At 65.7% G+C, this 25,072-nt stretch carries 24 protein-coding genes and 2 pseudogenes; 14 read left to right on the forward strand and 12 right to left on the reverse strand.

All coding sequences use genetic code 11. The annotated features are described in order from the left end of the window. The first annotated feature begins 7 nt into the window (after positions 1 to 7). A pseudogene (locus VWN43_RS08970) lies at positions 8 to 1,569 on the forward strand (cryptochrome/photolyase family protein). 237 nt (positions 1,570 to 1,806) lie between these two features. After that, complete coding sequence (locus VWN43_RS08975; protein ID WP_330767249.1) at positions 1,807 to 2,715, forward strand: OmpA family protein; 909 nt, start codon at positions 1,807 to 1,809, stop codon at positions 2,713 to 2,715. A gap of 55 nt (positions 2,716 to 2,770) precedes the next feature. On the opposite strand, the gene VWN43_RS08980 is transcribed toward VWN43_RS08975, so the two are convergent. The 4 genes from VWN43_RS08980 to VWN43_RS08995 all read right to left on the reverse strand — a co-directional run bounded on the left by VWN43_RS08980 (position 2,771) and on the right by VWN43_RS08995 (position 5,843). Continuing rightward, complete coding sequence (locus tag VWN43_RS08980) at positions 2,771 to 3,529, reverse strand: siderophore-interacting protein (protein ID WP_320181997.1); 759 nt, start codon at positions 3,527 to 3,529, stop codon at positions 2,771 to 2,773. A gap of 76 nt (positions 3,530 to 3,605) precedes the next feature. Beyond that, positions 3,606 to 4,352: an isocitrate lyase/PEP mutase family protein gene (locus VWN43_RS08985; RefSeq protein ID WP_320181996.1), complete on the reverse strand. Its 747-nt coding sequence runs from the start codon at positions 4,350 to 4,352 to the stop codon at positions 3,606 to 3,608. Next, positions 4,349 to 5,377, reverse strand: a complete 1,029-nt coding sequence (locus tag VWN43_RS08990; RefSeq protein WP_320181995.1) for a bifunctional transcriptional activator/DNA repair enzyme AdaA — start codon at positions 5,375 to 5,377, stop codon at positions 4,349 to 4,351. Before VWN43_RS08990 ends, VWN43_RS08985 begins: the two co-directional genes overlap by 4 nt. Beyond that, a complete protein-coding gene (locus tag VWN43_RS08995; protein WP_320181994.1) occupies positions 5,370 to 5,843 on the reverse strand; it encodes a DUF1203 domain-containing protein in 474 nt (157 codons plus the stop codon). Before VWN43_RS08995 ends, VWN43_RS08990 begins: the two co-directional genes overlap by 8 nt. A gap of 103 nt (positions 5,844 to 5,946) precedes the next feature. On the opposite strand from VWN43_RS08995, the gene VWN43_RS09000 reads away from it, so the two are divergent. Next, entirely contained in the window at positions 5,947 to 7,446 is a 1,500-nt protein-coding gene (locus VWN43_RS09000) for a S1 family peptidase (protein ID WP_330767250.1), read from the forward strand. A 39-nt stretch (positions 7,447 to 7,485) separates the two neighbouring features. Here the strand turns inward: VWN43_RS09000 and VWN43_RS09005 are convergent, their stop codons facing one another. Further along, positions 7,486 to 8,316 (reverse strand): TauD/TfdA dioxygenase family protein, encoded by an 831-nt coding sequence (locus VWN43_RS09005; RefSeq protein ID WP_320181992.1) that lies wholly within the window; start codon positions 8,314 to 8,316, stop codon positions 7,486 to 7,488. A 206-nt stretch (positions 8,317 to 8,522) separates the two neighbouring features. Here VWN43_RS09005 and VWN43_RS09010 point away from each other — a divergent pair, with 206 nt between their 5' ends. The 9 genes and pseudogenes from VWN43_RS09010 (at position 8,523) to VWN43_RS09050 (ending at position 18,025) form a co-directional block, all read left to right on the forward strand. After that, complete coding sequence (locus VWN43_RS09010; protein WP_253523344.1) at positions 8,523 to 9,077, forward strand: F0F1 ATP synthase subunit delta; 555 nt, start codon at positions 8,523 to 8,525, stop codon at positions 9,075 to 9,077. A gap of 12 nt (positions 9,078 to 9,089) precedes the next feature. Then, positions 9,090 to 10,620 (forward strand): annotated as a pseudogene (gene atpA / locus VWN43_RS09015) (F0F1 ATP synthase subunit alpha). Between the two features lie 29 nt (positions 10,621 to 10,649). After that, positions 10,650 to 11,525, forward strand: coding sequence for a F0F1 ATP synthase subunit gamma (locus VWN43_RS09020; RefSeq protein WP_320181991.1), 876 nt, complete (start codon positions 10,650 to 10,652; stop codon positions 11,523 to 11,525). Between the two features lie 9 nt (positions 11,526 to 11,534). Then, positions 11,535 to 11,870: a hypothetical protein gene (locus tag VWN43_RS09025; RefSeq protein ID WP_320181990.1), complete on the forward strand. Its 336-nt coding sequence runs from the start codon at positions 11,535 to 11,537 to the stop codon at positions 11,868 to 11,870. A gap of 32 nt (positions 11,871 to 11,902) precedes the next feature. After that, positions 11,903 to 13,360, forward strand: coding sequence for a F0F1 ATP synthase subunit beta (gene atpD / locus VWN43_RS09030; protein ID WP_253523334.1), 1,458 nt, complete (start codon positions 11,903 to 11,905; stop codon positions 13,358 to 13,360). Positions 13,361 to 13,422: 62 nt separating this feature from the next. Continuing rightward, a complete protein-coding gene (locus VWN43_RS09035; RefSeq protein ID WP_320181989.1) occupies positions 13,423 to 13,905 on the forward strand; it encodes a hypothetical protein in 483 nt (160 codons plus the stop codon). A 1-nt stretch (position 13,906) separates the two neighbouring features. Next, complete coding sequence (locus tag VWN43_RS09040) at positions 13,907 to 14,164, forward strand: ATP synthase F1 subunit epsilon (RefSeq protein ID WP_253523330.1); 258 nt, start codon at positions 13,907 to 13,909, stop codon at positions 14,162 to 14,164. Between the two features lie 161 nt (positions 14,165 to 14,325). Next, the gene (locus VWN43_RS09045) at positions 14,326 to 15,810 is read left to right on the forward strand and encodes an ArnT family glycosyltransferase (protein WP_320181988.1); all 1,485 of its coding nucleotides are present in this window, start codon (positions 14,326 to 14,328) and stop codon (positions 15,808 to 15,810) included. A 97-nt stretch (positions 15,811 to 15,907) separates the two neighbouring features. Next, positions 15,908 to 18,025, forward strand: coding sequence for a prolyl oligopeptidase family serine peptidase (locus tag VWN43_RS09050; protein ID WP_320181987.1), 2,118 nt, complete (start codon positions 15,908 to 15,910; stop codon positions 18,023 to 18,025). On the opposite strand, the gene VWN43_RS09055 is transcribed toward VWN43_RS09050, so the two are convergent. Genes VWN43_RS09055 through glmU form a run of 3 tightly spaced genes read right to left on the reverse strand, consistent with a single transcriptional unit; the run spans position 18,026 to position 20,245 of the window. Then, complete coding sequence (locus tag VWN43_RS09055) at positions 18,026 to 18,277, reverse strand: HNH endonuclease (RefSeq protein WP_330768585.1); 252 nt, start codon at positions 18,275 to 18,277, stop codon at positions 18,026 to 18,028. A 7-nt stretch (positions 18,278 to 18,284) separates the two neighbouring features. Continuing rightward, positions 18,285 to 18,890, reverse strand: a complete 606-nt coding sequence (locus VWN43_RS09060; protein WP_330767251.1) for a hypothetical protein — start codon at positions 18,888 to 18,890, stop codon at positions 18,285 to 18,287. Beyond that, positions 18,887 to 20,245 (reverse strand): bifunctional UDP-N-acetylglucosamine diphosphorylase/glucosamine-1-phosphate N-acetyltransferase GlmU, encoded by a 1,359-nt coding sequence (gene glmU, locus VWN43_RS09065; protein ID WP_320181986.1) that lies wholly within the window; start codon positions 20,243 to 20,245, stop codon positions 18,887 to 18,889. Before glmU ends, VWN43_RS09060 begins: the two co-directional genes overlap by 4 nt. A 61-nt stretch (positions 20,246 to 20,306) precedes the next feature. On the opposite strand from glmU, the gene VWN43_RS09070 reads away from it, so the two are divergent. Then, complete coding sequence (locus VWN43_RS09070) at positions 20,307 to 20,978, forward strand: HAD-IA family hydrolase (RefSeq protein WP_320181985.1); 672 nt, start codon at positions 20,307 to 20,309, stop codon at positions 20,976 to 20,978. Positions 20,979 to 21,094: 116 nt separating this feature from the next. After that, on the forward strand, positions 21,095 to 22,024 hold the full coding sequence (locus VWN43_RS09075) for an SDR family NAD(P)-dependent oxidoreductase (RefSeq protein WP_320181984.1): 930 nt from the start codon (positions 21,095 to 21,097) through the stop codon (positions 22,022 to 22,024). A gap of 70 nt (positions 22,025 to 22,094) precedes the next feature. On the opposite strand, the gene VWN43_RS09080 is transcribed toward VWN43_RS09075, so the two are convergent. The 4 genes from VWN43_RS09080 to VWN43_RS09095 are packed head-to-tail and all read right to left on the reverse strand — an operon-like array spanning position 22,095 to position 25,061. Next, positions 22,095 to 22,445 carry a DUF2794 domain-containing protein gene (locus tag VWN43_RS09080; RefSeq protein ID WP_320181983.1) on the reverse strand — a complete coding sequence of 117 codons (351 nt, stop codon included), beginning with the start codon at positions 22,443 to 22,445 and terminating at the stop codon, positions 22,095 to 22,097. After that, entirely contained in the window at positions 22,445 to 23,134 is a 690-nt protein-coding gene (gene epsC, locus VWN43_RS09085) for a serine O-acetyltransferase EpsC (RefSeq protein WP_320181982.1), read from the reverse strand. The genes VWN43_RS09080 and epsC overlap by 1 nt, the downstream gene beginning before the upstream one ends. Positions 23,135 to 23,161: 27 nt before the next feature. Then, positions 23,162 to 23,776, reverse strand: coding sequence for an HdaA/DnaA family protein (locus tag VWN43_RS09090; protein WP_320181981.1), 615 nt, complete (start codon positions 23,774 to 23,776; stop codon positions 23,162 to 23,164). Between the two features lie 10 nt (positions 23,777 to 23,786). Then, a complete protein-coding gene (locus tag VWN43_RS09095) occupies positions 23,787 to 25,061 on the reverse strand; it encodes a heavy-metal-associated domain-containing protein (RefSeq protein ID WP_320181980.1) in 1,275 nt (424 codons plus the stop codon). Positions 25,062 to 25,072 lie beyond the last annotated feature (11 nt).

The following is a 25,072-nucleotide window of genomic DNA, read 5'->3' on the forward strand; positions in this document are numbered from 1 at the left end:
AACAACCATGCCCGGCCCCGTTCTCGTCCCCATCCTCGGCGACCAGCTGACCCGCGACCTTGCCAGCCTGCGCGGGCGCTCCAAGGACGATAGTGTCATCCTGATGATGGAGGTGTGGGACGAGGCGACCTATGTCCGCCACCACAAGCAGAAGATCGCGTTGATCTTTGCTGCCATGCGGCATTTCGCCGAGGAATTGCGCGGTGCGGGATGGAGGGTCGATTACACGAAGCTCGGCCATCCGGACAATGCGGGCAGCTTCACCGGCGAACTCGCGCGCGCGATCGAGCGGCACGACCCGCGGCTTGTCAGCGTGGTCGAGGCAGGCGAGTGGCGCGTGCGGCAGGACATGGAGCAATGGGCGGACAAGTTCGCCTGCGAAATCGAGATCCTGCGCGACGACCGCTTCCTCTGTTCGCAGTCCGAATTCGACGCGTGGGCGGAAGACCGCAAGGAATTGCGGATGGAGTTCTTCTACCGCGAGATGCGGCGCAAGACCGGGCTGCTCATGGCCGAGAATGGCAAGCCGACAGGCGGCGAGTGGAATTACGACAGCGAGAACCGCAAGCCGCCCAAGGACGGGCTTGCCGCTCCCGAACGCCCCAGGTTCGAGCCCGATGCCGTGACGCAGAAGTTATCGAGCTGGTCGAAGACCGGTTCGGCGACCATTTCGGATCGCTCGACACATTCGGCTGGCCGGTGACGCGCGACGAGGCCGAAGAAGCCGCCGATGCCTTCTTCGCCGAGCGCATCGAGTGCTTCGGCCCCTATCAGGACGCGATGGTCGCAGGCGAGGACGACCTGTTCCATTCGATGCTTTCGACCAGCATCAACCTAGGGCTGCTCGACCCGCTCGAGCTGTGCCGCCGTGCCGAACGGGCCTATCGCGAGGGCCGCGCGCCGCTCAACAGCGTCGAGGGCTTCATCCGCCAGATCATCGGCTGGCGCGAATATGTGCGCGGCTTCTACTGGCACCAGATGCCGCATCTGCAGGAAGCCAATGCGCTCGACGCGCAGCGCGGCCTGCCCGAGTTTTACTGGACCGGCGAAACCGACATGGCCTGCCTCGCCGACTGCATCCGCTCGACCCGCGACAATGCGCATGCGCACCATATCCAGCGGCTGATGGTACTCGGCAATTTCGCATTGCTCGCTGGAGTGAACCCGCGCGAGGTGCAGGACTGGTACCTCGTGGTCTATGCCGATGCCTATGAATGGGTCGAGCTGCCCAATGTGGCGGCGATGATCCTCTATGCCGATGGCGGGAAGCTGGCGTCCAAGCCCTATGCGGCGAGCGGCAATTACATCAACAAGATGAGCAATTACTGCGCGGGCTGCACCTATTCGCCCAGCAAGAAGACCGGCGAAGGTGCGTGCCCGTTCAACCCGCTGTACTGGCATTTCATGGACCGCCACCGCGAGCGGCTGGAGCAGAACCACCGGATCGGGCGCATCTACGCCACTTGGGACCGCATGGGCGAAGCCAAGCAGCGCGACTATCTCGACAGCGCCGAGGCCTTCCTCGGCACGCTCGAACCGGCGCGGGCCGGCTGGGCCCGGACGCCGTAAGCGTCGGTTCATCGTAGTTCGCGCCCTACCCATCCGTATGGCGCCCGCCTTGCCCCCGGCGGTTCATTTGCGAGACAGGCTGCGGGCAACACCAGCCCCCGCCTGCGGCCCCGCGCCGCTCGACCAAGCCGTTACCGAATGAAGGGGGCTGATTGACCGCACAGGCGCAATTGGGGAGAAAGCGGCATTCCACATCCGCTCGACGGCCCGTGTCGGTTGAATTGAAGGAGTATGAATATGATTGCCTTATCCAAGAGTTCGAAGACAGTCGCAGCGCTCGCCGCGCTCGCCCTCCCCCTCGCCGCCGGTGCACAGGCGCAGGAACTCGATCCGCAGGGCGGTGCGCGAAGCGAAGGCGAACCGATGACTGTCGTGGGCACCACGCCCAGCGACCTGACCGGCATGCCCGAAGGCCCCGAATTCGAAGGCGTGATCTCGGCGCGCCAGGATAACAAGATCCAGGTCACCAGCGCCGATGGCATGCGCACAGTCGTAGCTATCAGCCCGGCGACCGAAATCCGCAGCAGCGGCGGTTTCCTCGGTCTCGACAAGGACCAGCTTTCGGCCGCCGACCTGCTCAATGGCCTGCCGGTCGACGTCGAGACGGTCGAATGGGCCGATCGCGGGCTGATCGCCACCAAGATCGCGCTCAAGAGCAAGCATCTCGAAACCGCGCGGATGATCCACACCGGGACTGACCAGCGTTTCACCGCCAATGAAGCCGCGACCGAGGCGCTGCGCGGACGCGTTGCCAATATCGACCAGTACAATATCAAGGGCACGACCAACGTCTATTTCGACACGGCCAAGTACAATCTGTCGCAGCAGGCGCGCTACGAGCTGTGCCAGGCCGCGGCGCAGGCCAAGAACACCGACAATGCGCTGTTGCTGGTGGTCGGCTACACCGATTCGACCGGCGACTATGAATACAACCAGGAGCTGAGCGAGAAGCGCGCCTCGCGCGTGGTCAACTTCCTCCAGCAGGAATGCGACTGGGCACCTTACCGGATGCTGACCCCGACCGGCATGGCCGAGGCCGACCCGGCGGCGGACAACACCACCGAACAGGGCAAGGCGCAGAACCGCCGCGTGGCGGTCAACATCCTCGTCAGCAAGAGCGTCGACGGGATAAACTCGGGCCTCTGATCGGGCTGCGAATTCGGATCATGCGGGGCGGGCCTTGGGTCCGCCCCGTTTTGATTCAGGCGGGCTGCGCGGCGGCGTCCTGCTGTTTGGCGAGCTTGTGTTCGTCCTCGATCATGCCGTGTTTCCAATAGCTGGAAAGGTAGAGATCGGCGGGCGCGAGGCTGAGTTCGCTGCGCAGATATTCGCGCAGCCGCTTCATGGCGGAAAATTCGCACGCTGCCCATGCGGCGAGCGAGCCTTCGGTCCGCGCGGCATTGCGCAGCGCATCGACCAGCAGCGCGGGCCGCTGCCCGGGCTCGGGATTGACCAGCCAGGCGATCTCGACCCCCTCGGGCGCAGCGATGTCCTGCCGGTCGCGTTCGTCCTGGATCTCGATCGCAGCGAACCCGCGCGCATCGGCCGGCAATGCTTCGAGATTGACCCCAATCGCCGGCAGCGCGGTCATGTCGCCTGCGACGAGATAGAAATCGCGCCCCTGCGGCAGCGGCTTGGGCAGGCCCGGACCGCCCACCTCGATCGTGTCGCCGGGCGTGGCCGCCAGCGCCCAGCGGGTCGCCGGGCCCGCAGCCTCGCCGCCGTGCAGCGCGAAATCGATCGCGATCGCATCCTCGGCCTGGTGGCGGATGGTATAGGTGCGGACCACGGGCTTGCCGCCCGCGTTGGCCGGGGCCAGCATGAGCTTGACGTAGCCGCCTGCGAAATCGGGCGGAAACCCCGCCAGGCCCGGACCACCGAGCGATACCCGGATCATCGAGGGCGAAAGGGATTGGCGCGAGAGGACGGTAAGCGTCCGCGGGGGAGGTCTGGTGCTCATGACCTCCAGTTAATGCGAATCACTCGCAATACAAGACGTGCAGCGAAATCGAATTCGGCCCGGCGGCGTACCCGCCCTATCCTTGTCGATAGACAGCCTCCGCCTGCGCCTTGAGCCAGTCCATCGCCGCAGCCCAGGGACCATGGCCATAGCTGATCCGCGCGACGCCCAGCGCAGCCAGTTCGGCAGTCGTACCGCGGCCCGGCGCCCACAACACGTTGACCGGCAGCGGCGAGGCCTCGCAGATCGCGCGGATCGTCGCATGATCGCCGAGGAAGGGAACGAACAGGCTGCGCGCGCCCGCTTCGGCAAAGGCGGCGGCGCGCGTCAGCACGTCTTCGACCAGCGCAGGCGTGTAGTCCTTGGAATCGCGCCGGAGATAGACGTCGGTGCGCGCATTGACGTGAATGCCGGTGGCGGCTGCGGCAGCAACCCGCTCTGCCGCCTGCGCCACGGGGAGCAGCCCGGTTTCGCCGGGCATGCGGTCCTCCATATTGATCCCGCTCGCGCCCGCTTCGTGCGCCTTGCCCACCGATGTTCCGACTGCGGCGGGCGTATCGCCATAGCCGGCCTCCATGTCGATGCTCACCGGCAGGTCGGTGACCGAGAGGATGCGGGTGAGGTTTTCGAGCGCGATTTCGAGCGGGAGCGTCTCCCCATCGCTGAACCCGTTGGCCTCGGCCACGCCCCAGCTGCCCGTCGCGATGGCCTTCGCCCCCGCCGCAGCCACGGCGCGGGCGCTGCCGGCGTCCCAGATATTGTACAGCACCAGCGGATCGCCCGGTACATGCAGCGCGCTGAATGCGTCGATCCTGTCCATCATTTCGTCTCCCGTTCGAGCAATTCGCGCTTGATATCCTGGCCATAGGCATAGCCGCCCAGATCGCCGCCCTTGCGCACCACGCGGTGGCAGGGGATCAGCACCGCGACATTGTTGCGCGCATTGGCGCTGCCCGCTGCGCGCACCGCTTTGGGATTGCCCGCCGCCGCCGCGATTTCGGCATAGGTGCGCGTTTCGCCCGGCGGGATCGCGCGCAAGGCTTCCCAGCACGCTTCCTGGAAAGCGGTGCCCTTCACGTCGAGCGGGATATGCGCGAAATCGCCCGGTGCCTCGACGCTGGCCACGACATCGGCGAGCAGTTTGCCGAACGCCGCGCCGCCTTCGACCAGATCGGCCTTGGGGAAGCGGCGGCGCAATTCGCTCTCGTCTTCGCCGAAGGACAGGCGGCACACACCCTTGTCGGTCGCCGCCACCAGCATCGGTCCCATCGTGGTGTCGACCACCGCCCAGCGGATTGTCGCCCCCGCGCCGCCATTCGCCCATGCGCTTGCCGTCATGCCCAGCCGTCCTTTCGTATTCTCGTAAAAGCGCGAGGCCGAGCCGTAGCCCGCCTCGTAGATCGCGCCGGTCACGCTGTCGCCGCCCGACAGCGCATCGCGCGCGCGTTCCTCGCGCAAGGCGCGGGCATAGGCGGCGGGCGAAAGGCCGATCGCGCGTTTGAACACCCGCTGGAAATGCGCGGGCGAATAGCCGGTCAGCTGCGCCAGCGCGGCGAGCGAGGGCGCATCTTCGGCCTGGCGGATCTCGTCGATCGCCGCCAGCACCGCCGCCTCGTCGCGCCCGACATCGTCGGGCAGGCACCTCTTGCAGGCGCGCAAGCCCGCACTGCGCGCCTGCGCGCCATCGACAAAGAAGCGCACATTGCCGCGATCGGGATGCCGCGCGGCGCAGGACGGACGGCAATAGATGCCCGTCGTCAGCACGCCGGTGACGAAGCGCCCGTCGAAACTGCGATCACGCCGCTTGACCGCCGCCCAGGCGGTATCGTCGGAGATGGCATCAGTCATGGTCGGCCCCATCATAGCGCTCGATCCGCGCCGCGAAACAGCCATGCATCGCATTATGCGCATCGACATAGGCGACCCTGTCATCGGTCAGCAGTGCGCGGACGACCCGGTCGACATCGTCCTGCAGCGCGAGCGAGGCAGTGTGGAGGCAGCCGCCGGCATCGTATCCGCGCAGCGCAATCGGCCGGTCGCGCAGGATCGGCGGCATTTCGTCGATATAGTCCGCCGCTTCCCCCGCGTCCTTGCGCACATAGATCGCGTAGGCGTTGCGATAGGGAGTATCGACCGCGTGGTTGGTAAAATGGGTGAGCACCAGTTCATCGCCCGGGTCCGCGTCGCGCAGGCTGACCCGGCACGGATAGCGCCCCTCCTCCCCCGCGATCACTCTGTGGGTGAGCTCCGCTTCGTCGCTGGCGAAAAACCGGGCGAACTGGCCGGGCTCGAGGCCCTGGATCCGATAGGTCATCAATGGCTCCTTGCTGAACTCTCAAGAGCCTTCTGCCCGTTCCGCGGTGGGCGGGCATCCCGCGGCTTGCGGTCAAAGCGAATGATCGTCACAAGACGGCCCGATGGGACGCATTCCAACCTTTCTCGCCGCGCTGCTGGTGCTGCTCGTACCGGTGCTGGCGCAGGCCGAACCCGCCGATATCGATGCCGCCGCGCGCGGCGTGGTGCGCGTGGTCATCATCGGCGAGGATGGCGAGGAGCTTGTCCCGATCAGCCACGGCACCGGCTTTGCCGTCGCGAGCGACCAGGTGGTGACCAATGCGCATGTGCTGCGCGATGCCCTGCGCGACGATGCGCTGCGCATCGGCATCATCCCCAGCGGCGGCGGCGAGGCGGTTTATGGCCAGCCGATCGCGGTCAGCCCGCGCAACGACCTGGCGCTGATCCGCATCACCGGCGCCTTGCGGCTGCCCCCGCTGGCGCTGGCCGGCGGCATCCCGCCCGACAGCGGCGAAGTGACCAGCGTCGGCTATCCGATGAATGTCGACCGCGCGCAGGGGCTCGACCTGAGCGATATTTTCCGCAGCCAGCCGCCGGTCAAGAGCCGCGGCTATGTCTCGGGTGCGCGGCCCAGCCGCCAGTTCGACACCATCCTCCACACCGCCCCGATCGCACGCGGCAATTCGGGCGGGCCGCTGCTCGACCCGTGCGGCCGCGTGGTCGGGGTCAACAGCTTCGGCGCGGACAATGACGGCGGCGATGCCGAATTCTTCTTCGCGGTTTCCAATCGCGAGCTGCTGCCCTTCCTGCGCGCCAATGGCGTCGAACCGCGGGTCAACGGCAGCACATGCCGGTCGATGGCCGATCTCGACGAGGCCGAGCGCGAGCGCCTGCAGCGCGAACAGATGGCCGCGCGCGCCGATATGGCACAGCGCTCCGAAGTGCAGCGGACCAGGCGCGAGCGCGCGCTGCTCGAAGCCGAACAGGGGGTGATCGTCGAGCGCGAGGACCGCGTGTTCCTCGCCTTCGTGCTGCTGCTGGTCGCCTTCGGCCTCGGCCAATGGGCGCTGACGCTATGGCGCGCCGAGCCGCGCGACGACAAGCGGCTGCGGCTGGTCGGCGGGGCGACGCTGGTGGTCGTGCTGGCGGCGCTGGCCGCCTATCTCACCCGCCCCGGCCTCGACGAGATCGACCGCCGCGTTGCTGCCGCGATGGCCGATGGCGCGGGCGATCCAGCAGGCGGCGACACGCCCGCATCGGGCGCCGCGGCGCTGCTGTGCACGCTCGTGCCCGAACGCAGCCGCGTGACCAGCGCCAAGGTGGAGGATATCGAGTTCGACTGGACCGCCGACGGCTGCGTCAACACGCGCACGCAATACGGCTTTGCCGGTGGCGAGCTGGAGCCGGGTCTTCGTGCCCAATTCGGAAGACGCGGTGTCGGTCAACAGCTTCGACCCCGACCGCCGCATCTTCCGCACCGAACGCTATCTCCTCCCGCGCAATGCGATGAGCGAGGCGCGGGAGGCACGCGGCAAATATTCCGCGCCCGAATGCGGCAGCGACAATGCCGCCGCTCAGCTCGGCGAGCTGCAGAGCGAAGTGCTGGCCCAGCTCCCGCGTGAAGCGAACGAGCGGCTGGTCTATGAATGTAACGCGCGCAATTAGGCCGCCAGCGGTTCGCCGGTCAGCGTGATGCGGTGCATTTCGCGCGCGTGGCCCTGGTAGTCGTTCATCGCGAGGTGCCAGGTGGTGCGGTTGTCCCAGATCGCGACCGATCCCGGTTCCCACGCCACGCGGCAGGTATTCTCGGCCGCGGTCGCCGCATCGCACAACCGCTGGAGCAGCGGCAGGCTTTCCTCGCGTGACTTACCGACGATATGCATGGTGAAAGCGCTGTTCACATAGAGCAGCTTGCGCCCGGTCTGCGGGTGGCGGATCACGATCGGGTGCGTCGCGCCGGTCTTGAGCGCCTGACCGCGCAGATCGCTGCCCATGTCGGTCTTCGCGTAGAGACCGCCCTCGTCATAGATATGATCGGCGGTATGGAACGCCTCGAGCCCCTCGATCTCGGCCTTGAGGTCCTCGGGCAGCGCGTCATAGGCCTCGCCCATATGCGCCCATAGCGTGTCGCCGCCGCTGGGCGGCAGCGTCCGCGCGACGAGGATCGAGCCCATCGCGGGCACCTGGTCGTAGGAATGGTCGGTGTGCCACCCGCCGCCGATATTGGTGACCTGGTCGGCGCGTTTGCGGACCACGGCAATCTCGGGATGCTCGTCGGTCAGCGGGAAGTAATTGTTGATGTCGATCCCGCCCCAGCGCTGGGCGAAGGCGATATGCGCCTCCGGCGTGAAATCGGCCTGCCCGCGAAACAGCGCGACGCCGTGCGTGTATATCGCCTGCTTGATTGCGGTGAGCGTATCGCCCTCCGCCTCGGCCAGATTCACATCCTCGACTTCGACCCCGCATTTGGGGGCCAGTGGCACCATCCTCATCGCTCTCTCCCGCGTGACTGGTTGCGTTATGCCACTTAACTTACGCCGCTTGCCGCCAGAGTCCAGCACCCCGGCCCGGAGTCGGCTTGCCATTGCGAGGGGGCTTTGCTAGGCGCGCGCCGACCTTGCCGGGGTGACTCTCGTTCGCCCGCGACCGGCTTGGATCGCACAGACTTTTCTTCCGGACCCGAGAGGACCTCAAGCGCGTGGATATTTCCGCCGGTATTCAGGCTAGCCTGGCAGGGCGTTACGCTTCGGCCCTGTTCGACCTCGCTAGCGAAAACGGAACCGTGACCGCGGTCGAATCGGACCTCGACAAGATCGAGGCCGCGCTCGCCGAATCGGCCGAGCTCGCCGCTGTCACCACCAACCCCAAGGTCTCGCGCAGCGATGCGAAAAAGGCGCTGTGGGGCGTTTCGGCGATCCTCGGCCTGACCGAGCTGTCGCAGAACTTTCTCGGCGTGCTGGCGCAGAACCGCCGGCTGAACCAATTGCCGAAAGTGATTGCCGCGTTCCGCGCGATCGCCGCCGCGCAGCGCGGTGAAGTCACTGCCCAAGTGACCAGCGCGCATGCGCTGACCGATGCGCAGCTGGCCGATCTCAAGGCCAAGCTGACCGCCCGCGAGGGCCGCACCGTCAAGCTTTCCACGAAGGTCGAGCCCGATCTGCTCGGCGGCCTCGTCGTCACCATCGGCTCGAAGCGCATCGACGCCTCGATCCGCACCCGTCTCAATTCGCTTTCGCAAGCCATGAAGGCTTAAAGGACACACATCATGGATATCCGCGCCGCAGAAATCTCCAAGGTCATCAAGGACCAGATCGCCAATTTCGGGACCGAAGCCGAAGTCAGCGAAGTCGGCACTGTGCTGTCGGTGGGTGACGGCATCGCCCGCATCCACGGCCTCGACAACGTGCAGGCCGGCGAGATGATCGAATTCGCCAACGGCGTTCAGGGCATGGCGCTGAACCTCGAAGCCGACAATGTCGGTGCGGTGATCTTCGGCTCGGACCAGGAAATCGGCGAAGGCGACAGCGTCAAGCGGACCAACACCATCGTCGACGTCCCCGTCGGCAAGGGCCTGCTCGGCCGCGTGGTCGATGCGCTGGGCAATCCGATCGACGGCAAGGGCCCGATCGAATCGACCGAACGCCGCCGCGTCGAAGTGAAGGCGCCGGGCATCATCCCGCGCGAGATCGGTCAGCGAACCGGTGCAGTCGGGCCTCAAGGCCGTCGACGCACTCGTCCCCGTCGGCCGCGGCCAGCGCGAACTGATCATCGGCGACCGTCAGACCGGCAAGTCCGCCGTCGCGATCGACACCTTCATCAACCAGAAGGAAGCCAATGCGGGCGACGACGAAGGCAAGAAGCTTTACTGCATCTACGTCGCCGTCGGTCAGAAGCGCTCGACCGTCGCGCAGATCGTCAAGCAGCTCGAAGAAAACGGCGCGATGGAATATTCGATCGTCGTCGCCGCGACCGCTTCGGAGCCCGCTCCGCTGCAGTATCTCGCGCCCTACACCGGCTGCGCAATGGGCGAATTCTTCCGCGACAACGGCATGCACGCCGTGATCGTGTATGACGACCTTTCCAAGCAGGCCGTGGCCTACCGCCAGATGTCGCTGCTGCTCCGCCGCCCGCCGGGCCGCGAAGCCTATCCGGGCGACGTGTTCTATCTCCACAGCCGCCTGCTCGAGCGCGCGGCGAAGATGAGCAAGGCCGAAGGCGGCGGTTCGCTGACCGCGCTGCCGATCATCGAAACGCAGGCAGGCGACGTGTCGGCCTACATCCCGACCAATGTGATCTCGATCACCGACGGCCAGATCTTCCTCGAAACCGACCTGTTCTACCAGGGCATCCGTCCGGCGATCAACGTCGGCCTGTCGGTCAGCCGCGTCGGCGGTGCCGCACAGACCAAGGCGATGAAGAAGGTCTCGGGCTCGATGAAGCTCGACCTCGCGCAGTACCGTGAAATGGCGGCCTTCGCGCAGTTCGGCTCGGACCTCGATGCCGCCACGCAGAAGCTGCTCAACCGCGGTGCGCGCCTGACCGAGCTGCTCAAGCAGCCGCAGTTCAGCCCAATGCCGTTCGAAGAGCAGACGGTGTCGATCTTCGCCGGTACCAATGGCTATATCGACAGCGTTCCGGTCGACCGCGTCACCGATTACGAAGCCCAGATGCTGAGCTTCATGCGCGCCGAACATGCCGACGTGCTCGAAGAAATCCGCACCACGGGCAAGTTCGAAGACGACACCAAGAACAAGGTCGTCGACGCGCTCAAGACCTTCGCCAAGCAGTTCGCCTGAGCCCAGAGACACGAAGATAGGGAGCCGAAATGGCTAGCCTCAAGGAACTCAAGGGCCGTATCAACTCGGTCAAGTCGACCCAGAAGATCACCAAGGCCAAGCAGATGGTCGCAGCGGCCAAGCTGCGCCGGGCGCAGGCCGCGGCCGAAGCTGCGCGTCCCTATGCCGAACGGCTGTCGGGCGTGATGGCATCGCTGGCCGGCAAGGTCAGCGGCGACAGCGCCCCGCGCCTGCTGCGCGGCACCGGATCGGACAAGCGCCACCTGCTGGTGGTCGTCAACACCGACAAGGGCCTGTGCGGCGGACTCAACGCCAACATCGTCAAGGCCGCCAAGGTCAAGGCGCGCGCGTTGATCGCCGAGGGCAAGGAAGTGCGCTTCTACCTCGTCGGCAAGAAGGGCCGCGCCCCGATCAAGCGCGACTATGCCGAGCGGATCGAAAAGTGGTTCGACACCTCCGAAGTGCGCCAGCCGGGCTTCGAGGAAGCCGAAGCGATCGCCGACGATCTGATCGCGCGGTTCGAGCAGGGTGAATTCGATGTCGCCCACCTCGTCTACCCGATCTTCAAATCGGCGCTGGCGCAGGACCCGACCGTCGAACAGCTGATCCCCGTCCCCTCGCCCGAAGGCGATACGGGAGCCGCGGGCGATGCGGTGGTCGAATACGAACCGGGCGAGGAGGAAATCCTCGAGGAACTGCTGCCGCGTTACGTCAAGACGCAGCTGTTCGCTTCGCTGCTCGAACGCGAGGCGTCCGAACAGGGCGCGTCGATGACCGCAATGGACAATGCCACGCGCAATGCCGGCGATCTGATCAGCAAGCTGACCATCCAGTACAACCGCAGCCGCCAGGCCGCCATCACCACCGAGCTGATCGAAATCATCGCCGGTGCGGAAGCTCTCTAAGGACCCGATGTGAACAAGCTTGCCCTCCTCCTCCCCCTCGCGCTGCTGACTGCCTGCGGCGAAGAACCCGCCGCGCAGACCGCGCCCGAACAGGTCGTGACGCCCGAGCCGATCGAGACGCTGCCCGCGCCCGACCAGGCGCTGCTCACTGCGAAATACGCCGAAGCCTGCCCCGAAGACGAGGCGGTCAACACCGCCATGTGCAAGCGCGCCGGCATGGGTTCGCCCGATGTCGTGTGCGAATTCGGCCTCGGTGACGACGAATATCTTCGCAACAAGGCGACCCTTACTGCTGGCGAAGGCGAATGGGCCTTTGCCGATCCGGAAAATGTCTGCGTCGGCTAAGGCGCATTAAACCCCAAGTCAGGACATAGATCATGGCCACCGCACCCGTACTCAACCAATCGCCCAACGGCACCATCAGCCAGGTCATCGGCGCTGTCGTCGACGTGCAGTTCGAAGGTGAACTGCCCGCCATCCTGACCGCGCTCGAAACGAAGAACGGCGCCAACACGCTGGTCCTCGAAGTCGCGCAGCACCTCGGTGAAAACACCGTGCGTACCATCGCGATGGACGCGACCGAAGGTCTCGTCCGTGGCCAGGAAGTCGTCAACACCGGCTCGCAGATCTCGGTCCCCGTCGGCCCGAAGACGCTTGGCCGCATCATGAACGTCATCGGCGAGCCGATCGACGAACGCGGCCCGGTCGGCGCCGACCAGACGATGCCGATCCACGCCGAAGCCCCGCTGTTCGTCGACCAGTCGACCGAAGCGGCCATCCTCGTCACCGGCATCAAGGTCATCGACCTGCTCGCGCCCTATGCGCGTGGCGGCAAGATCGGCCTGTTCGGCGGTGCCGGCGTCGGCAAGACCGTGCTGATCCAGGAACTGATCAACAACATCGCCAAGGGCCATGGCGGCGTGTCCGTCTTCGCCGGTGTCGGTGAACGTACCCGCGAGGGTAACGATCTCTATCACGAATTCCTCGACGCAGGCGTTATCGCCAAGGACGCCGACGGCAATGCCATCTCGGAAGGTTCGAAGGTTGCGCTGGTGTTCGGCCAGATGAACGAACCGCCGGGCGCACGTGCCCGCGTCGCACTGTCGGGCCTGACCATGGCGGAATATTTCCGCGACGTCGAAGGCCAGGACGTGCTGTTCTTCGTCGACAACATCTTCCGCTTCACGCAGGCGGGTTCGGAAGTGTCGGCGCTGCTCGGGCGTATTCCCTCGGCCGTGGGCTACCAGCCGACGCTGTCGACCGACATGGGCAACCTGCAGGAACGCATCACCTCGACCAACAAGGGTTCGATCACCTCGGTCCAGGCGATCTACGTTCCCGCCGACGACCTTACCGACCCGGCACCGGCGACCTCCTTCGCCCACCTCGACGCGACCACCACGCTCAACCGTGCGATTTCGGAACTGGGTATCTACCCGGCCGTCGATCCGCTCGATTCGACCAGCCGCGTGCTCGAACCGCGCGTCGTCGGCGAAGAGCATTACAACACCGCCCGCCGGGTCCAGGAAACGCTGCAGAAGTACAAGAGCCTGCAGGACATCATCGCCATCCTGGGCATGGACGAGCTGTCGGAAGAAGATAAGCTGACCGTGGCCCGCGCGCGCAAGATCCAGAAGTTCCTGTCGCAGCCGTTCCACGTCGCCGAGGTGTTCACCAACATCCCCGGCCAGTTCGTGCAGCTCGAAGACACGGTCGCCTCGTTCAAGGCAGTCGTCGACGGCGAATACGATCACCTGCCCGAAGCTGCCTTCTACATGGTCGGCGGTATCGATCAGGCGGTCGAGAAGGCCAAGAAGCTGGCCGAGGACTCGTAAGCAGTTTGCTACGGAGACCTAGCCATTTTCTATGTGCGGCTGGAGGCGTGGCCTTAGGTATTATGGCCACGCCGTCGCATGCTGCTGATCTGGAAGAACTGGGTCGAGAAGCGGTGATTGAACTCTGTCCGAGGCTGATGGATATTGAGACACCGTTGGCCGAAGAAAGCCAGATTGTGTCGCGCGGGTATTCCTCGGAAGGAACACACGAACACGCCCGGGCTGGCACTGTTGATTACGTGTTTCGGCAAGCTGACGACGGTGAAATCCGGATCGGCAATTCTCGGGATGCCAATTTTTGTCAGGTGAGCGTGGATGGACCAGGCGCAAGGCGCGCCTTCGATGGAATGCTCGCGGATTACAGGCTAATTGATAATACGCTTTTTCCGGACCCGACTGCACCATCGCCGGATGAGCGCCTTGAATTGACCACGCTTCGCACTCCGGCCATCGATGAAGTTTATCTGGGGGTCCAGTTCTTCGACGCAAGCGCCATCGATGCGGGAGCACCTTTGATAATCCAGCAATACCTGCTTGAGGAATGACATGCCACTGCACTTCGAACTCGTAACTCCCGCCAAGCTGGTCCGCTCCGAAGACGTCCACATGGTCGTCGTACCCGGTGCGGAAGGCGAATTCGGCGTGCTCGAAGGCCACGCGCCCTTCATGTCGACGATCCGCGACGGATCGGTGCAGATCTACAAGACCGAAGGCGCCGCGCCCGAACTGGTCGAAGTCCGCGGCGGTTTCGCCGAGGTCGGCGAAAACGGCCTGACGGTCCTCGCCGAACACGTCGAGGGCTGAGGCTTTCGCCCCATACCGAACACGAAGGGCGGCCCTGCGGGGTCGCCCTTTTCGTTTGCGCGCCCTATCGCCTACCCCGCGTGGGTTAGGCTAAAGTTTACCACGCTGCGCCACAGAGCATGGCGACAGGTGGGGGCCAGCACGCCATGAAGGCGCAAATCGTGAAGTCCAGTGATCCGCAAGCCGGTTTCCGCTCGCGCGCCGACGCGTTCAGCGTGGTCTTGCTCCTGACGGTCTGTGCGCTGGTGATCCGCCTGCCGTTCCTGGGCGATGCCAATGCCGATATCGACGAACAGCTCTATTCGCTGATCGGCAATGCCATGCTCGATGGCAAGCTGCCGTTCGTCGATCTGTGGGACCGCAAGCCGTTCGGTCTGTTCCTGCTCTATGCGCTGGCGCATGCCATCGGGGGGCCCTCGCCGCTGGCCTATCAGCTGTTCGCGACCGGCTTCGCAGTGCTCGGCGCCGTGCTTGCGCGGCATCTGGCGCTGACGCTGGTCGACCGGACCGTCGCGATGGGAGCCGGTGTTCTTTATCTCATCCTGATGGCGCTCTACGGCCCGCATTCGGGCCAGACCGAGATTTTCCATGTCCCCGCCATGCTGGCGATGGCGATCCTGGTGCGCGATCCCGGCCATCCGCATGCGATCCGCCGCGCGCTTGCCGCCATGCTGATCGGCGGACTGGCTCTGCAGATCAAATATACCGTGGTGCCGCAATGCGCGTTCTTCGGCCTGTGGGCGCTGTGGGGCCAGTACGGACGAGATCGGTCGCTTGTCCGGCTCGCCGGACTGGCCGCCGCCTTTGCCGCTCTCGGGCTGCTGCCTACGGCGCTGGTCGGCCTGTCCTATCTTGCGATCGGCGAATGGGACGCCTTCTGGTTTGCGAATTTCGTCAGCTTCTTCGACCGGTTGCCCTCCCCCGCCGGGCGCTTCTCGGCGCACTGGCTGTACCAGCTCCCGCTTGTCGCTCTCGCGGGTCTGGGGGCCTATGCGGCGCTGCGGATGGGTATCCCCACCGACAAGCGCGCCTACGCCTTCTATGCCGCTTGGCTGCTCGCCAGCCTGGCCACGGTGTTCCTGCCCTCGACCGTCTATGCCTATTATTATGCTGCGCTGGTCCCCGCGACGATCCTGCTGGCGCTGCCGTTTCTCGACCGGAGCGGGCCGCTGCGGCTGGCGCCGATGCTGGTCGCGATCGCGATCTGCTTCTCGCTGCTGTATTACGGCACAAGGGTGGATGCGACGCAGCGTTCGCGCGCCGGCATGGCGCAGCTGGTGGCCACGATCAGCCCGCTGGTCGACGACCGCAGGCGCTGCCTGTGGATCTTCGATGGTCCCACCGCGCTCTACCGCGAAACGGGCAGCTGCCTGCCGACGCGGTTCATCTATCCCGACCATCTCAACAACGCGCTGGAACGCGATGCGCTGGGCATCCGGCAGATTGACGAGGTCCGCCGGATCCTGGCGCAGCCGCCGGCGGTGATCGTCACCGCGGACATACCCTTCACCACGCAGAACGAGGAGGTGAAGGCGCTGGTGATGCGGACCGTGACGCGCGATTACGAACGCCGGTCGCAAGCGCGAATCCATGCCCGGACGATCTCGGTCTGGGTGCTGCGCGACGGGCCTGCCCAAGCCGACTGACGGGTCGCCGCCGGAGGGATTTCGCCAAAACGACCCGCGCCCTTGCTCCTGCGCCCCGCCTTTGCGCATAAGGCGTCCAAGACTCAGGAGACAGGCCTTGAAACTCGTATCCGCGCTGGCCATTGCCGCTGCCATGACGCTTGCACCCCACACGCCCGCCGCCGCGCAGGACGGCATCCCCGGTCCCGAGGACGACAGCTATATCTGGCTCGAGGAGGCGCGCAGCGACGAAGCGCTCGACTGGGTGCGCAGCGAGAACGAACGGACGATGGAGCTCATCGCGGGCGACCCGCGGTTCGACGCGGTCAAGGCCGAAGCGCTGGCGATCTACGACAGCGAGGATCGCATTCCCTATGTGACGATCCGCCCCGACGGGCTGTATAATTTCTGGCAGGACAAGCAGAACCCGCGCGGGCTGGTCCGCCGCACCACGCTGGACAGCTATCGCACCGACGACCCGCAGTGGGAAACCGTGCTCGACGTCGATGCGCTGGCCGAGGCGGAGGGGCGCGAGTGGGTCTACAAGGGCAGCACCTGCCTGCCGCCGCAGGAGCGGATGTGCATGATCGCGCTGAGCGACGGCGGCGAAGACGCCACCGTGCTGCGCGAGTTCGACATGGCCACCAAGAGCTTCGTCGAGGACGGCTTCCTCCTCGACCAGAAGAGCCAGGGCGGGATCGAATGGATCGATGCGGATACGCTGCTGGTCAGCCGCGATTTCGGCGAAGGCACGCTGACCGAAAGCCAGTATCCGCGCACATCGCGCATCTGGAAACGCGGCACCGCGATCGAGGACGCGCAGGAAATCTGGCGCGGCGAGGAAGCCGATGTCTGGTCGAGCGCCACATTGCTGCGCGATCACACCGGCACCGCGCATGGCTATTACGCCTTCCGCGCGACCAGCTTCCACGAAACCGAGTATTTCTGGCAGCATGAAGGCGAATGGCTGCGGCTCGACATGCCGCTCAAGGCCGCGCCCTACGGGCTGATCGACGGCCAGCTGCTGTTCTCGACCGATGTCGATTGGGAAACGCAGGGCCAGACCTTCCCCGCCGACGCGCTGGTGTCGGTCGATCTCGAAGCGTTGAAGGCCGACCCGAACGGTGCGACCAAGACGCTCGTCTGGGCCCCCGAGGACAAGCAGACCAAGCAGGGCGCGGCGAATACTGCCGAAAGCCTCTATGTCAGCCTGCTCGACAATGTTCGCGGCCGCGTGCTCAAGTTCGATCATGTCGATGGCGCATGGGTTTCGAGCGAGATCGCACTGCCCGACAATTCGACCGTGGGAGTGCAGACCGCGTCGGAGAGTTCGGACGAGATCATGTATTCGGTGACCGACTTCCTCACCCCCTCGACGCTCTATTATTCGGACGGCAGCGCCGTGCCCGAGGTGATCAAGACCTCGCCCAGCTATTTCCACGCCGAAGGCATGGAAGTCGAACAATACGAAGCGACCAGCGCCGACGGGACCAATATCCCCTATTTCCTCGTCAAGCCAAAGGGCATGGTGATGGACGGGACCAATCCCACGCTGCTGACCGGCTATGGCGGCTTCCAGGTCCCGCGCCTGCCCTCCTACCTCGGTTCGATCGGCAAGATCTGGCTCGAGCGCGGCGGCGCCTACATCCTCGGCAATATGCGCGGGGGCGGCGAATTTGGCCCCGGCTGGCACCAGGACGCAATCCGCGAGAACAAGCAGCGTACCTGGGACGATTTCCTCGCCATCGCCGAGGATGCGATCGCGCGCGGGATCACCAGCCCCGACCATCTCGGCATCCAGGGCGGCTCGCAGGGCGGATTGCTGGTGGGCACCGCCTTCACCCAGCGTCCCGACCTGTTCAATGCGGCGATCGTCCAGATCCCGCTGTTCGACATGCTGCGTTATCACGTGATCGGGCGCGGCGCGTCGTGGACGGGTGAATATGGCGATCCGCGGATTGCCGAACAGCGCGCCTGGATCGAGCCCTATTCGCCCTATCAGAAGCTGCTCGAGAACAAGGACTACCCGGCACCGTTCTTCTGGGCCTCGACTGCGGACGACCGCACGCATCCCGCGCATGCGCGCAAGGGCGCGGCGCGGGTCAAGGAACTGGGGCAGGAGTATTACTACTTCGAGGACATGACCGGCGGCCATTCGGGCGGGGTCGATAACGAACAGCGCGCCAAGATCCAGGCGCTGCAGATGGTCTATCTGCTGCAGCGGCTCGCCGACTGATCAGCGCGGCTTGCGCGTCGGGGCGTGGAAATCGGGCGGCTTGTCGGCCACCCATTCCACGAACCGCGCCAGCGCCTCGTCGGTAAGCAGCGCGTCGCGGTCCGCGCCGATCCGTGCCAGCTGCGCATTGGTGAAATTGGCGTGGATCGCGCGGTGGCAGATCGGGTGGAGCGGCACGGTCTCGCGCCCCTTCTTGGCCTTGGGCACGGGGTGATGCTGCTGGACCTTGCGCCCCAGCGCGCGCCCACACAGCCAGCAATTATCGGGTTCGGCGGTCGGCGCGGTCGGTCTCCCAGCTGAACAGTTCGTCCGCGCGCGGGAAATGGGCTTCGGCCAGATCGTAGTCGATCGAGACGGTATCCGCATCGTCGCAGAGCTGGAGGCCGATCACCTTCTCGCCGTCGAGCACTATCACGCCGTCGCTGATCGCGGGGTTGTTCGGTTCTCCGGCGGCGAAATTGGTCCGGACCATGCGGCTGAAGACGATGTAGCGCGTGGTGCCATTGGCAAAGACAATCTGCGCCTCGCCCCCGCCCGAATAGGGCACGCTCGCCCAGCGGCCGCCGCGCAGGACGAGTTCGGGGGTGCTTCCGCCGAAGCGGTATTCGGCGTCCCGCTCGCCCGTGCCGCAAATCGCGATCCGCTTGCCGCTGGCGACCTTGCAGGAAAATATCCGGTCTTCGTCGGGCGCGCATCCGACCGTGTTGCCAAGCGGACTGGTGGGAGCAGGTGCCGCGACAGGCGATAGCGCGGCCGCCGGGGCCACCACCGGCTTGCCGCGCTCCCGCGCCGGTCCAGCCTCGTTTTCCGCGGCCCCGCCCCCACAGGACGCGAGCAACAGGGTGAAGGCTGGCAGCGCTCTCACTTCTTCGCCGCCGCCTTCTTCTTTTTCATCGCGTCGTGAAAGCGGTCGGCCCAGCCGGGTTTGACCACCTGCTCGCCGCGCACCATGCGCAGATCGCCGTCGCCGACATCGCGGCTGACCGCGCTGCCCGCGGCCACGATCGCATCCGCCCCGATCCGCACCGGCGCGATCAGCGCGCTGTTCGAGCCGATAAAGGCGCGGTCGCCGATCACCGTCCTGTGCTTGAAATAGCCATCGTAATTGCAGGTGATCGTACCCGCACCGATATTGGCCCCCGCGCCGACCTCGGCGTCGCCGAGATAGGTCAGGTGGCTGGCCTTGGCCCCCTCGCCCAGCGTAGCCTGCTTCATCTCGACGAAATTGCCGACGAAGCTGTCCTTTTCCATCACCGCACCGGGACGCAGGCGGGCATAGGGACCGACCGAGCACCCTTCCCCCACACGCGCGCCCTCGAGATGGCTGAAAGCGCGGATCCGCGCGCCGCGGGCGACGGTGACACCGGGGCCGAACACGACATGCGGCTCGACCGTTACATCGGGCGCCAGCGCGGTGTCCCAGCTGAAGAACACCGTTTCGGGGGCGGTCAGCGTGACGCCGTCGGTCATCGCTTCCTCGCGTTTCAACTCCTGCCATTGCGCCTCGGCGCGGGCGAGTTCGGCGCGGCTATTGATCCCGGCGACCTCGCCCGCATCGGTCTCCACCACCTTGACCGTATCGCCGCGCGCAATCGCGCCGGTGGCGACATCGGGGAGGTAGTACTCGCCTTGCGAATTATCGTTGCCGACCGCGTCGAGCAGCGGCCACATATCGTCCGAATGCGCCACGATCAGACCCGAGTTGCACAGGTCGCAGGCGCGTTCGTCCGCACTCGCATCCTTGAATTCGACCATTCTGGAAACCGTGCCATCGGCATTGGCGATGATGCGGCCATAGGCGAGCGGATCGGCCGGACGGAAGCCCAGAACCGCAACCTTCGCGCCATCGTCGAGCGCCGCGATCAGCCGCTGTACCGTCTCCCCGCGAACCATCGGGCAATCGCCGAAGCACACGAGGATATGGCCGGAAAAGCCTTCGAGCGCTTCACGCGCCTGCAGCGCGGCGTGGGCAGTACCGAGCTGCGGCTCCTGCAATGCAGTGGCAACGTCGCGCCCTTCCAGCGCGGCGTCGAGTTGCTCGCGCTTGTCGCCGACCACCACGACCGTGCGCTTGAGATCGAGCTGGGCAAAGCTGTCGAGCAGGTGGAGCAGCATCGGCCGCCCGGCGATTGGATGCAGGACCTTATGCAGGTCGCTTTTCATGCGGGTTCCCTTGCCTGCAGCAAGGATGACGGCGGCGAATTCGCGGGAAGTGTTCATGGCGCCGAGCCTTGCCACCAATCGCTTGCAGTTTGAAGAACCTTCCGCCACCGCCGCTGCCATGACCGACTTGCCCTTCGCCATCATCGGTTTCGATCTCGACGGAACCTTGCTCGAAACCCACCGCGACCTTGGCGCGGCGGTCAACCACGCGCTGGACCTCGGCGGCTTCGCGCCCGTCCCGGCGGACCACGCCAGCGACCTGATCGGCGGCGGCGCGAAGATCATGCTGCAGCGCGCGGTGGACGAACAGGGCGGCCTGCCCGAGGATGAATTCCGCAGGCTCTACAAGGCCATGCTGGCCTATTATGCAGACAATAACGCGGTCCACACGCAGCCCTATCCGCATGCCCGTGAAACGCTCGACGCGCTACGCGAACGCGACATCGCGATGGTGGTGGTAACCAACAAGTTCGAAAGCTTCGCGCGGCAGATCCTGACCACGCTCGACCTCGCCGATCATTTCGCCGCGATCATCGGCGGCGATACCATGGGCAAAGGCAAGGCCAAGCCCGCGCCGGACCCGATCTTCGAAGCGCAGCGGCGCGGCGGCGGCGGCAGCCTCGCCTTTGTGGGCGATAGCTCGTATGACGTCGCGGCGGCGCGCGCGGCCCGCGTACCCGTGATCGGCGCGCGCTATGGGTATTGCGACAAACCGCGCGGCGAGCTGGGCGCAGATGCGGAGATCGAGTCGCTGGCTGAACTGGTTCCGGCGCTGGCCAGGCTGGGCTGAGCGTCCCGCCGCTACGGAACGGCGGTCCACCATACCCGGTGTTGCAAGTGCGAAGCGAACATGCCACCCACGCGCCCAATTAACCTTTACGTAAACGACAAAGCAGGAGCAGCTCGATGAGCATCGATTTCAAGGACAAGGTAGCCATCGTAACCGGCGCAGGCGGCGGTCTGGGCCGTGAATACGCGCTCGAACTCGGCCGCCGCGGGGCCAAGGTCGTGGTCAACGATCTCGGTGGATCGCGCGACGGCACCGGCCATTCGGATATGGCGCTGCAGGTGGTCGAGGAAATCGAAAAGGCCGGCGGCGAAGCCATGTCGAACGGTGGCTCGGTCACCGAATTCGAACAGATGGAAAAGATGGTCGCCGACGCCAAGCAGAAATGGGGCGGCGTGCATGTCGTCATCAACAATGCCGGCGTGCTGCGCGACAAGACCTTCGCCAAGATGACGATGGACGATTTCGAATTCGTCGTCGACGTCCACCTCAACGGCTCGGCCAACGTCAGCAAGGCCGTGTGGGAAACCATGCGCGAGCAGGCCTATGGCCGCGTGCTGATGACCGCTTCGTCGACCGGCCTGTTCGGCAATTTCGGCCAGGCCAATTACGGCGCGGCCAAGCTCGGCCTTGCCGGCCTGACCAAGACGCTCCAGCTCGAAGGCGCGAAGTACAACATCAAGGTCAATACGATCAGCCCGGTGGCGGGCACGCGGATGACCGAAGACCTGTTCCCCGAAGAAGCCTTCAAGCTGTTCGACCCGGTCAATGTGGTCCCGGCCGCGCTGTTCCTCGTCAGCGAAGATGCGCCGACCAACGCTATCGTCGGCGCGGGTGCGGGCGGCTTCCATAGCGCCTGGACCGTGATGAACGATGCGGTCTGGCTGAAGGACGAAGACCGCACGGTCGAAGGCTTCGCCGCCAATTGGGACAAGATCAGCGAGTTCTCGAACCTCAAGGCCCCGCAGTCGGGCAGCGAGCAGTCGGGCGCGATCCTGACCGCAATGCAGAAGGTTACCGGCACCGGTCCGGGCAGCGCGCGCGGCTGATCCGCAGCACTGGTTACGCAAAAGGGGGCTCGCGCTGCGGCGCGGGCCCTTTTTTCGTATCGGCTAGGTTCTAGCTGTCGATCGCCTTGAGCAAACGCCGTTCCATCGGCGCGATCACACCGGGGAGTTCGTGGCCGCGCTTGAGCACCTGGCCGTGTTCGCCGACCAGCGTCCACATGCCCTGCTTGTTGCGCAGCGCGGGGCGTTTCTCGATCCGCACCTGCGGGCGTTCGGCGGCGCGGCGGAAAGCGGCGAAAACCGCGACGTCGCGCGTGAAATCCATCGCGTAATCGCGCCATTGCCCGGCTGCGACCATGCGCCCGTAAAGGTCGAGGATGCGGGTCAGTTCTTCGCGGGTAAAGCCGATCTGCTGAGGCTTCCGCCCGGGAAACGCGACCACCGTGTCGCCAAGGAAGTTCATCAATCCTCGGTACCGCTGCGGCGGGCAGGTTCAGCTTCGGCGCGCAGCGCGTCGATTTCGGCGCGCAGCGACTTCATCTCGGTCTCGAGCTTCTCGATGCAATCGCGGCTCGGCTCGCACGGATCGTCGCAGGGCGTGCCATAGGGGATGAATTCCTTCACCCATTCCTCGGCCGGCACCAGCGTGCTGCGCGCCTTGAGGCCGATCATCGTGGCGCCTTCGGGCACTTCGTCGGTGACCACCGCATTGGCGCCGATGCGCGCGCGGCGACCCACCGTGATCGGGCCGATCACCTGCGCGCCCGACCCGATGATCACCTCGTCCGAAATCGTCGGGTGACGCTTGCCGCCCTTGCCGTTCGTCGGATTGGTCCCGCCCAGCGTGACGCATTGGTAGATGGTGACATTGTCGCCGATTTCTGCGGTTTCGCCGATCACCGAGAAACCGTGATCGATAAACAGATGCTTACCGATGGTCGCGCCCGGATGGATGTCGATCGCGGTGACCATCCGGCTCCAGTGATTGACCAGCCGGGCGAGGAAGAACAGCTCGGCTTCGAACAGCCAATGCGCGATGCGGTGGTAGAATACCGCCCAGACGCCGGGATAGGTGAGCACTTCCCACCGACTGCGAGGGGCAGGATCGCGTGCCTTCACGCTGTCGAGATAGGCGACAAGCCGTTCGAACATGGACACTATTCTCCCACCGGGTGGCGATTAAAGCAAGCGGCCCTGGTCCGGACCCTGCACCGCCTCCAACGCGTCACGCCATACAGATAGGGTTGCCGGAACCTGCCGTTCAAGGCTCAGCCGGTCGATTTCGGCGACGATTTTCTCTATCGCCGCGTAGCTGCGCTCCATTCGCGGGACCAGATAGGCGGGTGCGCCCTCGCCCAGCGCGAGGCCCCTTTGCGCGGCATGCGAGAGCATCAGGTCTCGCGCCATATCGTCATCGGGCGGGCCGATTTCGAGCTGTAGCGCTGCGCCCATCCGGCTGCGCAGGTCGGGCAGCGCGATCTCCCAGTTCTCGCCATCGACCACCAGCAATAGCGGCAAGCTGTCTTCCTGCGCGCGGTTCCAGCGGTGGAATATCTCGGTCTCGGCGAGCGTCTGGACGCCGTCGATCACGCCCGCGGAATGACGCGCCGCGAACCAGCGCGCGAAGAGCGATTTGCCCGACCGCGGTGGCCCATGGAGGATCGCGGTGCGAAACGGCCAGTTGGCGGGCGCGCCAAGCGCTTCGGCAACCGCACGGTTGCCCGACCCGATCACGATCGAGGACGGCTCGCCCGCACCGGCGGGAATCAACGGGAGAGCGATCTGCGACGTCACCGCGCGCGGCTCAGCGGCTGATGGCGAGCGCGTTGCTGCCCTGGCGAACGGTAAAGCCGCGCGCGCGCAGCGCTTCGGCCAATTGCGTTATCGACCCGGCATAGCTCACCGTCATCACCGAGGTTCCGCCGATCGCCGTGCTGCGAATGCCCGTGCTACGGACCCCCGGCGTGCCGCGTACGGCGGACACCGCGCCATCGAAGGCGCCGGCATCGGGAGTGGCCACCTGCACGGTGTAGAGCGCGACCGAACCTTCGGGCGGCGGCGTCTGGATCGGGGCGGCGGTGATCGCGTCGCCGCTTTCGGTGGTCGGCTGCGAGGCGGCGGCAGCGGCGGCCTGGTCGCGCGCGCGCATCGCCCGGCCCAGTTCGAGCAGGCGCTGGAGCGCGGGGTCGAGTTCGGGCGTGCCGATATCGAGCGTGGGATCGGGCCGCAGCTTGCCATCGGCCAGCGCCAGTTCGAAAATGCGGTCGAAACGCACTACTGCGCGTTCGAGCATGGCGGGCAGTTCGGCCGGCGAAGCGGCAGTCATGTCGAACCCGTCGAGATATTGATTGTCGGGGCCGAACCGCGCGGTGAAGGTGCCTTCGACCGGACCGCCGGGATAGGTGTAGCGCAGGTTCGCGATTGGCACGAGGACATCGGCCGCGCCGAACTGGTCGAGCGCATTGCGCCACCAGGTACGGCTGCGGCGACCGGTCTGGCCATAGGTCAGCAGCAGCGAATCGCCGCCCGCGCCCGCCGGGCGAACATAGTCGATCCGACTTTGACCCGCCTGATATTCGGCCCAGGCGCGCTGCCACGGGTTGCGCCGTTCATAGACCATCTGCGTTCCCGCAGAGACCGTCACCGGCAGCAGCAGCATGGGCGCCGAGCGCCGCGCTTCGCCTTCGGAACCGAGATAGCGCGAGGCGCGCTGGCGATCGAACACCACGCCAAGCGTGGCGATATAGCGTTTCGGCCCCAGCTGTTCGCGTTCGATGACGATGGCGGACACGAGGCCCGCGATCTGCGAATCGCTCAATTGCGGCCCGTCGAGTCGCTCCCACGCTTTGCGCTGCGCCTCTTCCCAAGCCTGCGCGCGAGCGGCCGAACCGCTGTCGGCGCGGACATCGACTTCGATACCCGAGACCTGGATGTCGCTGCTCGAGGCGACCGGGGCGATCCCGCGTTCGCCGCCGACCTGCGCCCACACCGCCACACCCAGCACGCATAGCGCGGCCACGACCAGCACCAGGATGGCAGAGCGGCGCAGGGCGGGTTGGAGGGGGATGGTTTGGCTCATGGGGAAAACAG

It is taken from the genome of Qipengyuania sp. HL-TH1 (assembly GCF_036365825.1).
GTDB lineage: Bacteria > Pseudomonadota > Alphaproteobacteria > Sphingomonadales > Sphingomonadaceae > Qipengyuania > Qipengyuania profunda.

Bases quoted from the DNA above. Each gene is read 5' to 3' on its own strand.
- VWN43_RS08975 (WP_330767249.1), top strand. From the start codon at position 1,807: ATGATTGCCTTATCCAAGAGTTCGAAGACAGTCGCAGCGCTCGCCGCG.
- VWN43_RS08980 (WP_320181997.1), bottom strand. From the start codon at position 3,529: ATGAGCACCAGACCTCCCCCGCGGACGCTTACCGTCCTCTCGCGCCAA.
- VWN43_RS08985 (WP_320181996.1), bottom strand. From the start codon at position 4,352: ATGATGGACAGGATCGACGCATTCAGCGCGCTGCATGTACCGGGCGAT.
- VWN43_RS08990 (WP_320181995.1), bottom strand. From the start codon at position 5,377: ATGACTGATGCCATCTCCGACGATACCGCCTGGGCGGCGGTCAAGCGG.
- VWN43_RS08995 (WP_320181994.1), bottom strand. From the start codon at position 5,843: ATGACCTATCGGATCCAGGGCCTCGAGCCCGGCCAGTTCGCCCGGTTT.
- VWN43_RS09000 (WP_330767250.1), top strand. From the start codon at position 5,947: ATGGGACGCATTCCAACCTTTCTCGCCGCGCTGCTGGTGCTGCTCGTA.
- VWN43_RS09005 (WP_320181992.1), bottom strand. From the start codon at position 8,316: ATGAGGATGGTGCCACTGGCCCCCAAATGCGGGGTCGAAGTCGAGGAT.
- VWN43_RS09020 (WP_320181991.1), top strand. From the start codon at position 10,650: ATGGCTAGCCTCAAGGAACTCAAGGGCCGTATCAACTCGGTCAAGTCG.
- atpD (WP_253523334.1), top strand. From the start codon at position 11,903: ATGGCCACCGCACCCGTACTCAACCAATCGCCCAACGGCACCATCAGC.
- VWN43_RS09035 (WP_320181989.1), top strand. From the start codon at position 13,423: ATGGCCACGCCGTCGCATGCTGCTGATCTGGAAGAACTGGGTCGAGAA.
- VWN43_RS09040 (WP_253523330.1), top strand. From the start codon at position 13,907: ATGCCACTGCACTTCGAACTCGTAACTCCCGCCAAGCTGGTCCGCTCC.
- glmU (WP_320181986.1), bottom strand. From the start codon at position 20,245: ATGAACACTTCCCGCGAATTCGCCGCCGTCATCCTTGCTGCAGGCAAG.
- VWN43_RS09070 (WP_320181985.1), top strand. From the start codon at position 20,307: ATGACCGACTTGCCCTTCGCCATCATCGGTTTCGATCTCGACGGAACC.
- VWN43_RS09075 (WP_320181984.1), top strand. From the start codon at position 21,095: ATGAGCATCGATTTCAAGGACAAGGTAGCCATCGTAACCGGCGCAGGC.
- VWN43_RS09080 (WP_320181983.1), bottom strand. From the start codon at position 22,445: ATGAACTTCCTTGGCGACACGGTGGTCGCGTTTCCCGGGCGGAAGCCT.
- epsC (WP_320181982.1), bottom strand. From the start codon at position 23,134: ATGTTCGAACGGCTTGTCGCCTATCTCGACAGCGTGAAGGCACGCGAT.
- VWN43_RS09095 (WP_320181980.1), bottom strand. From the start codon at position 25,061: ATGAGCCAAACCATCCCCCTCCAACCCGCCCTGCGCCGCTCTGCCATC.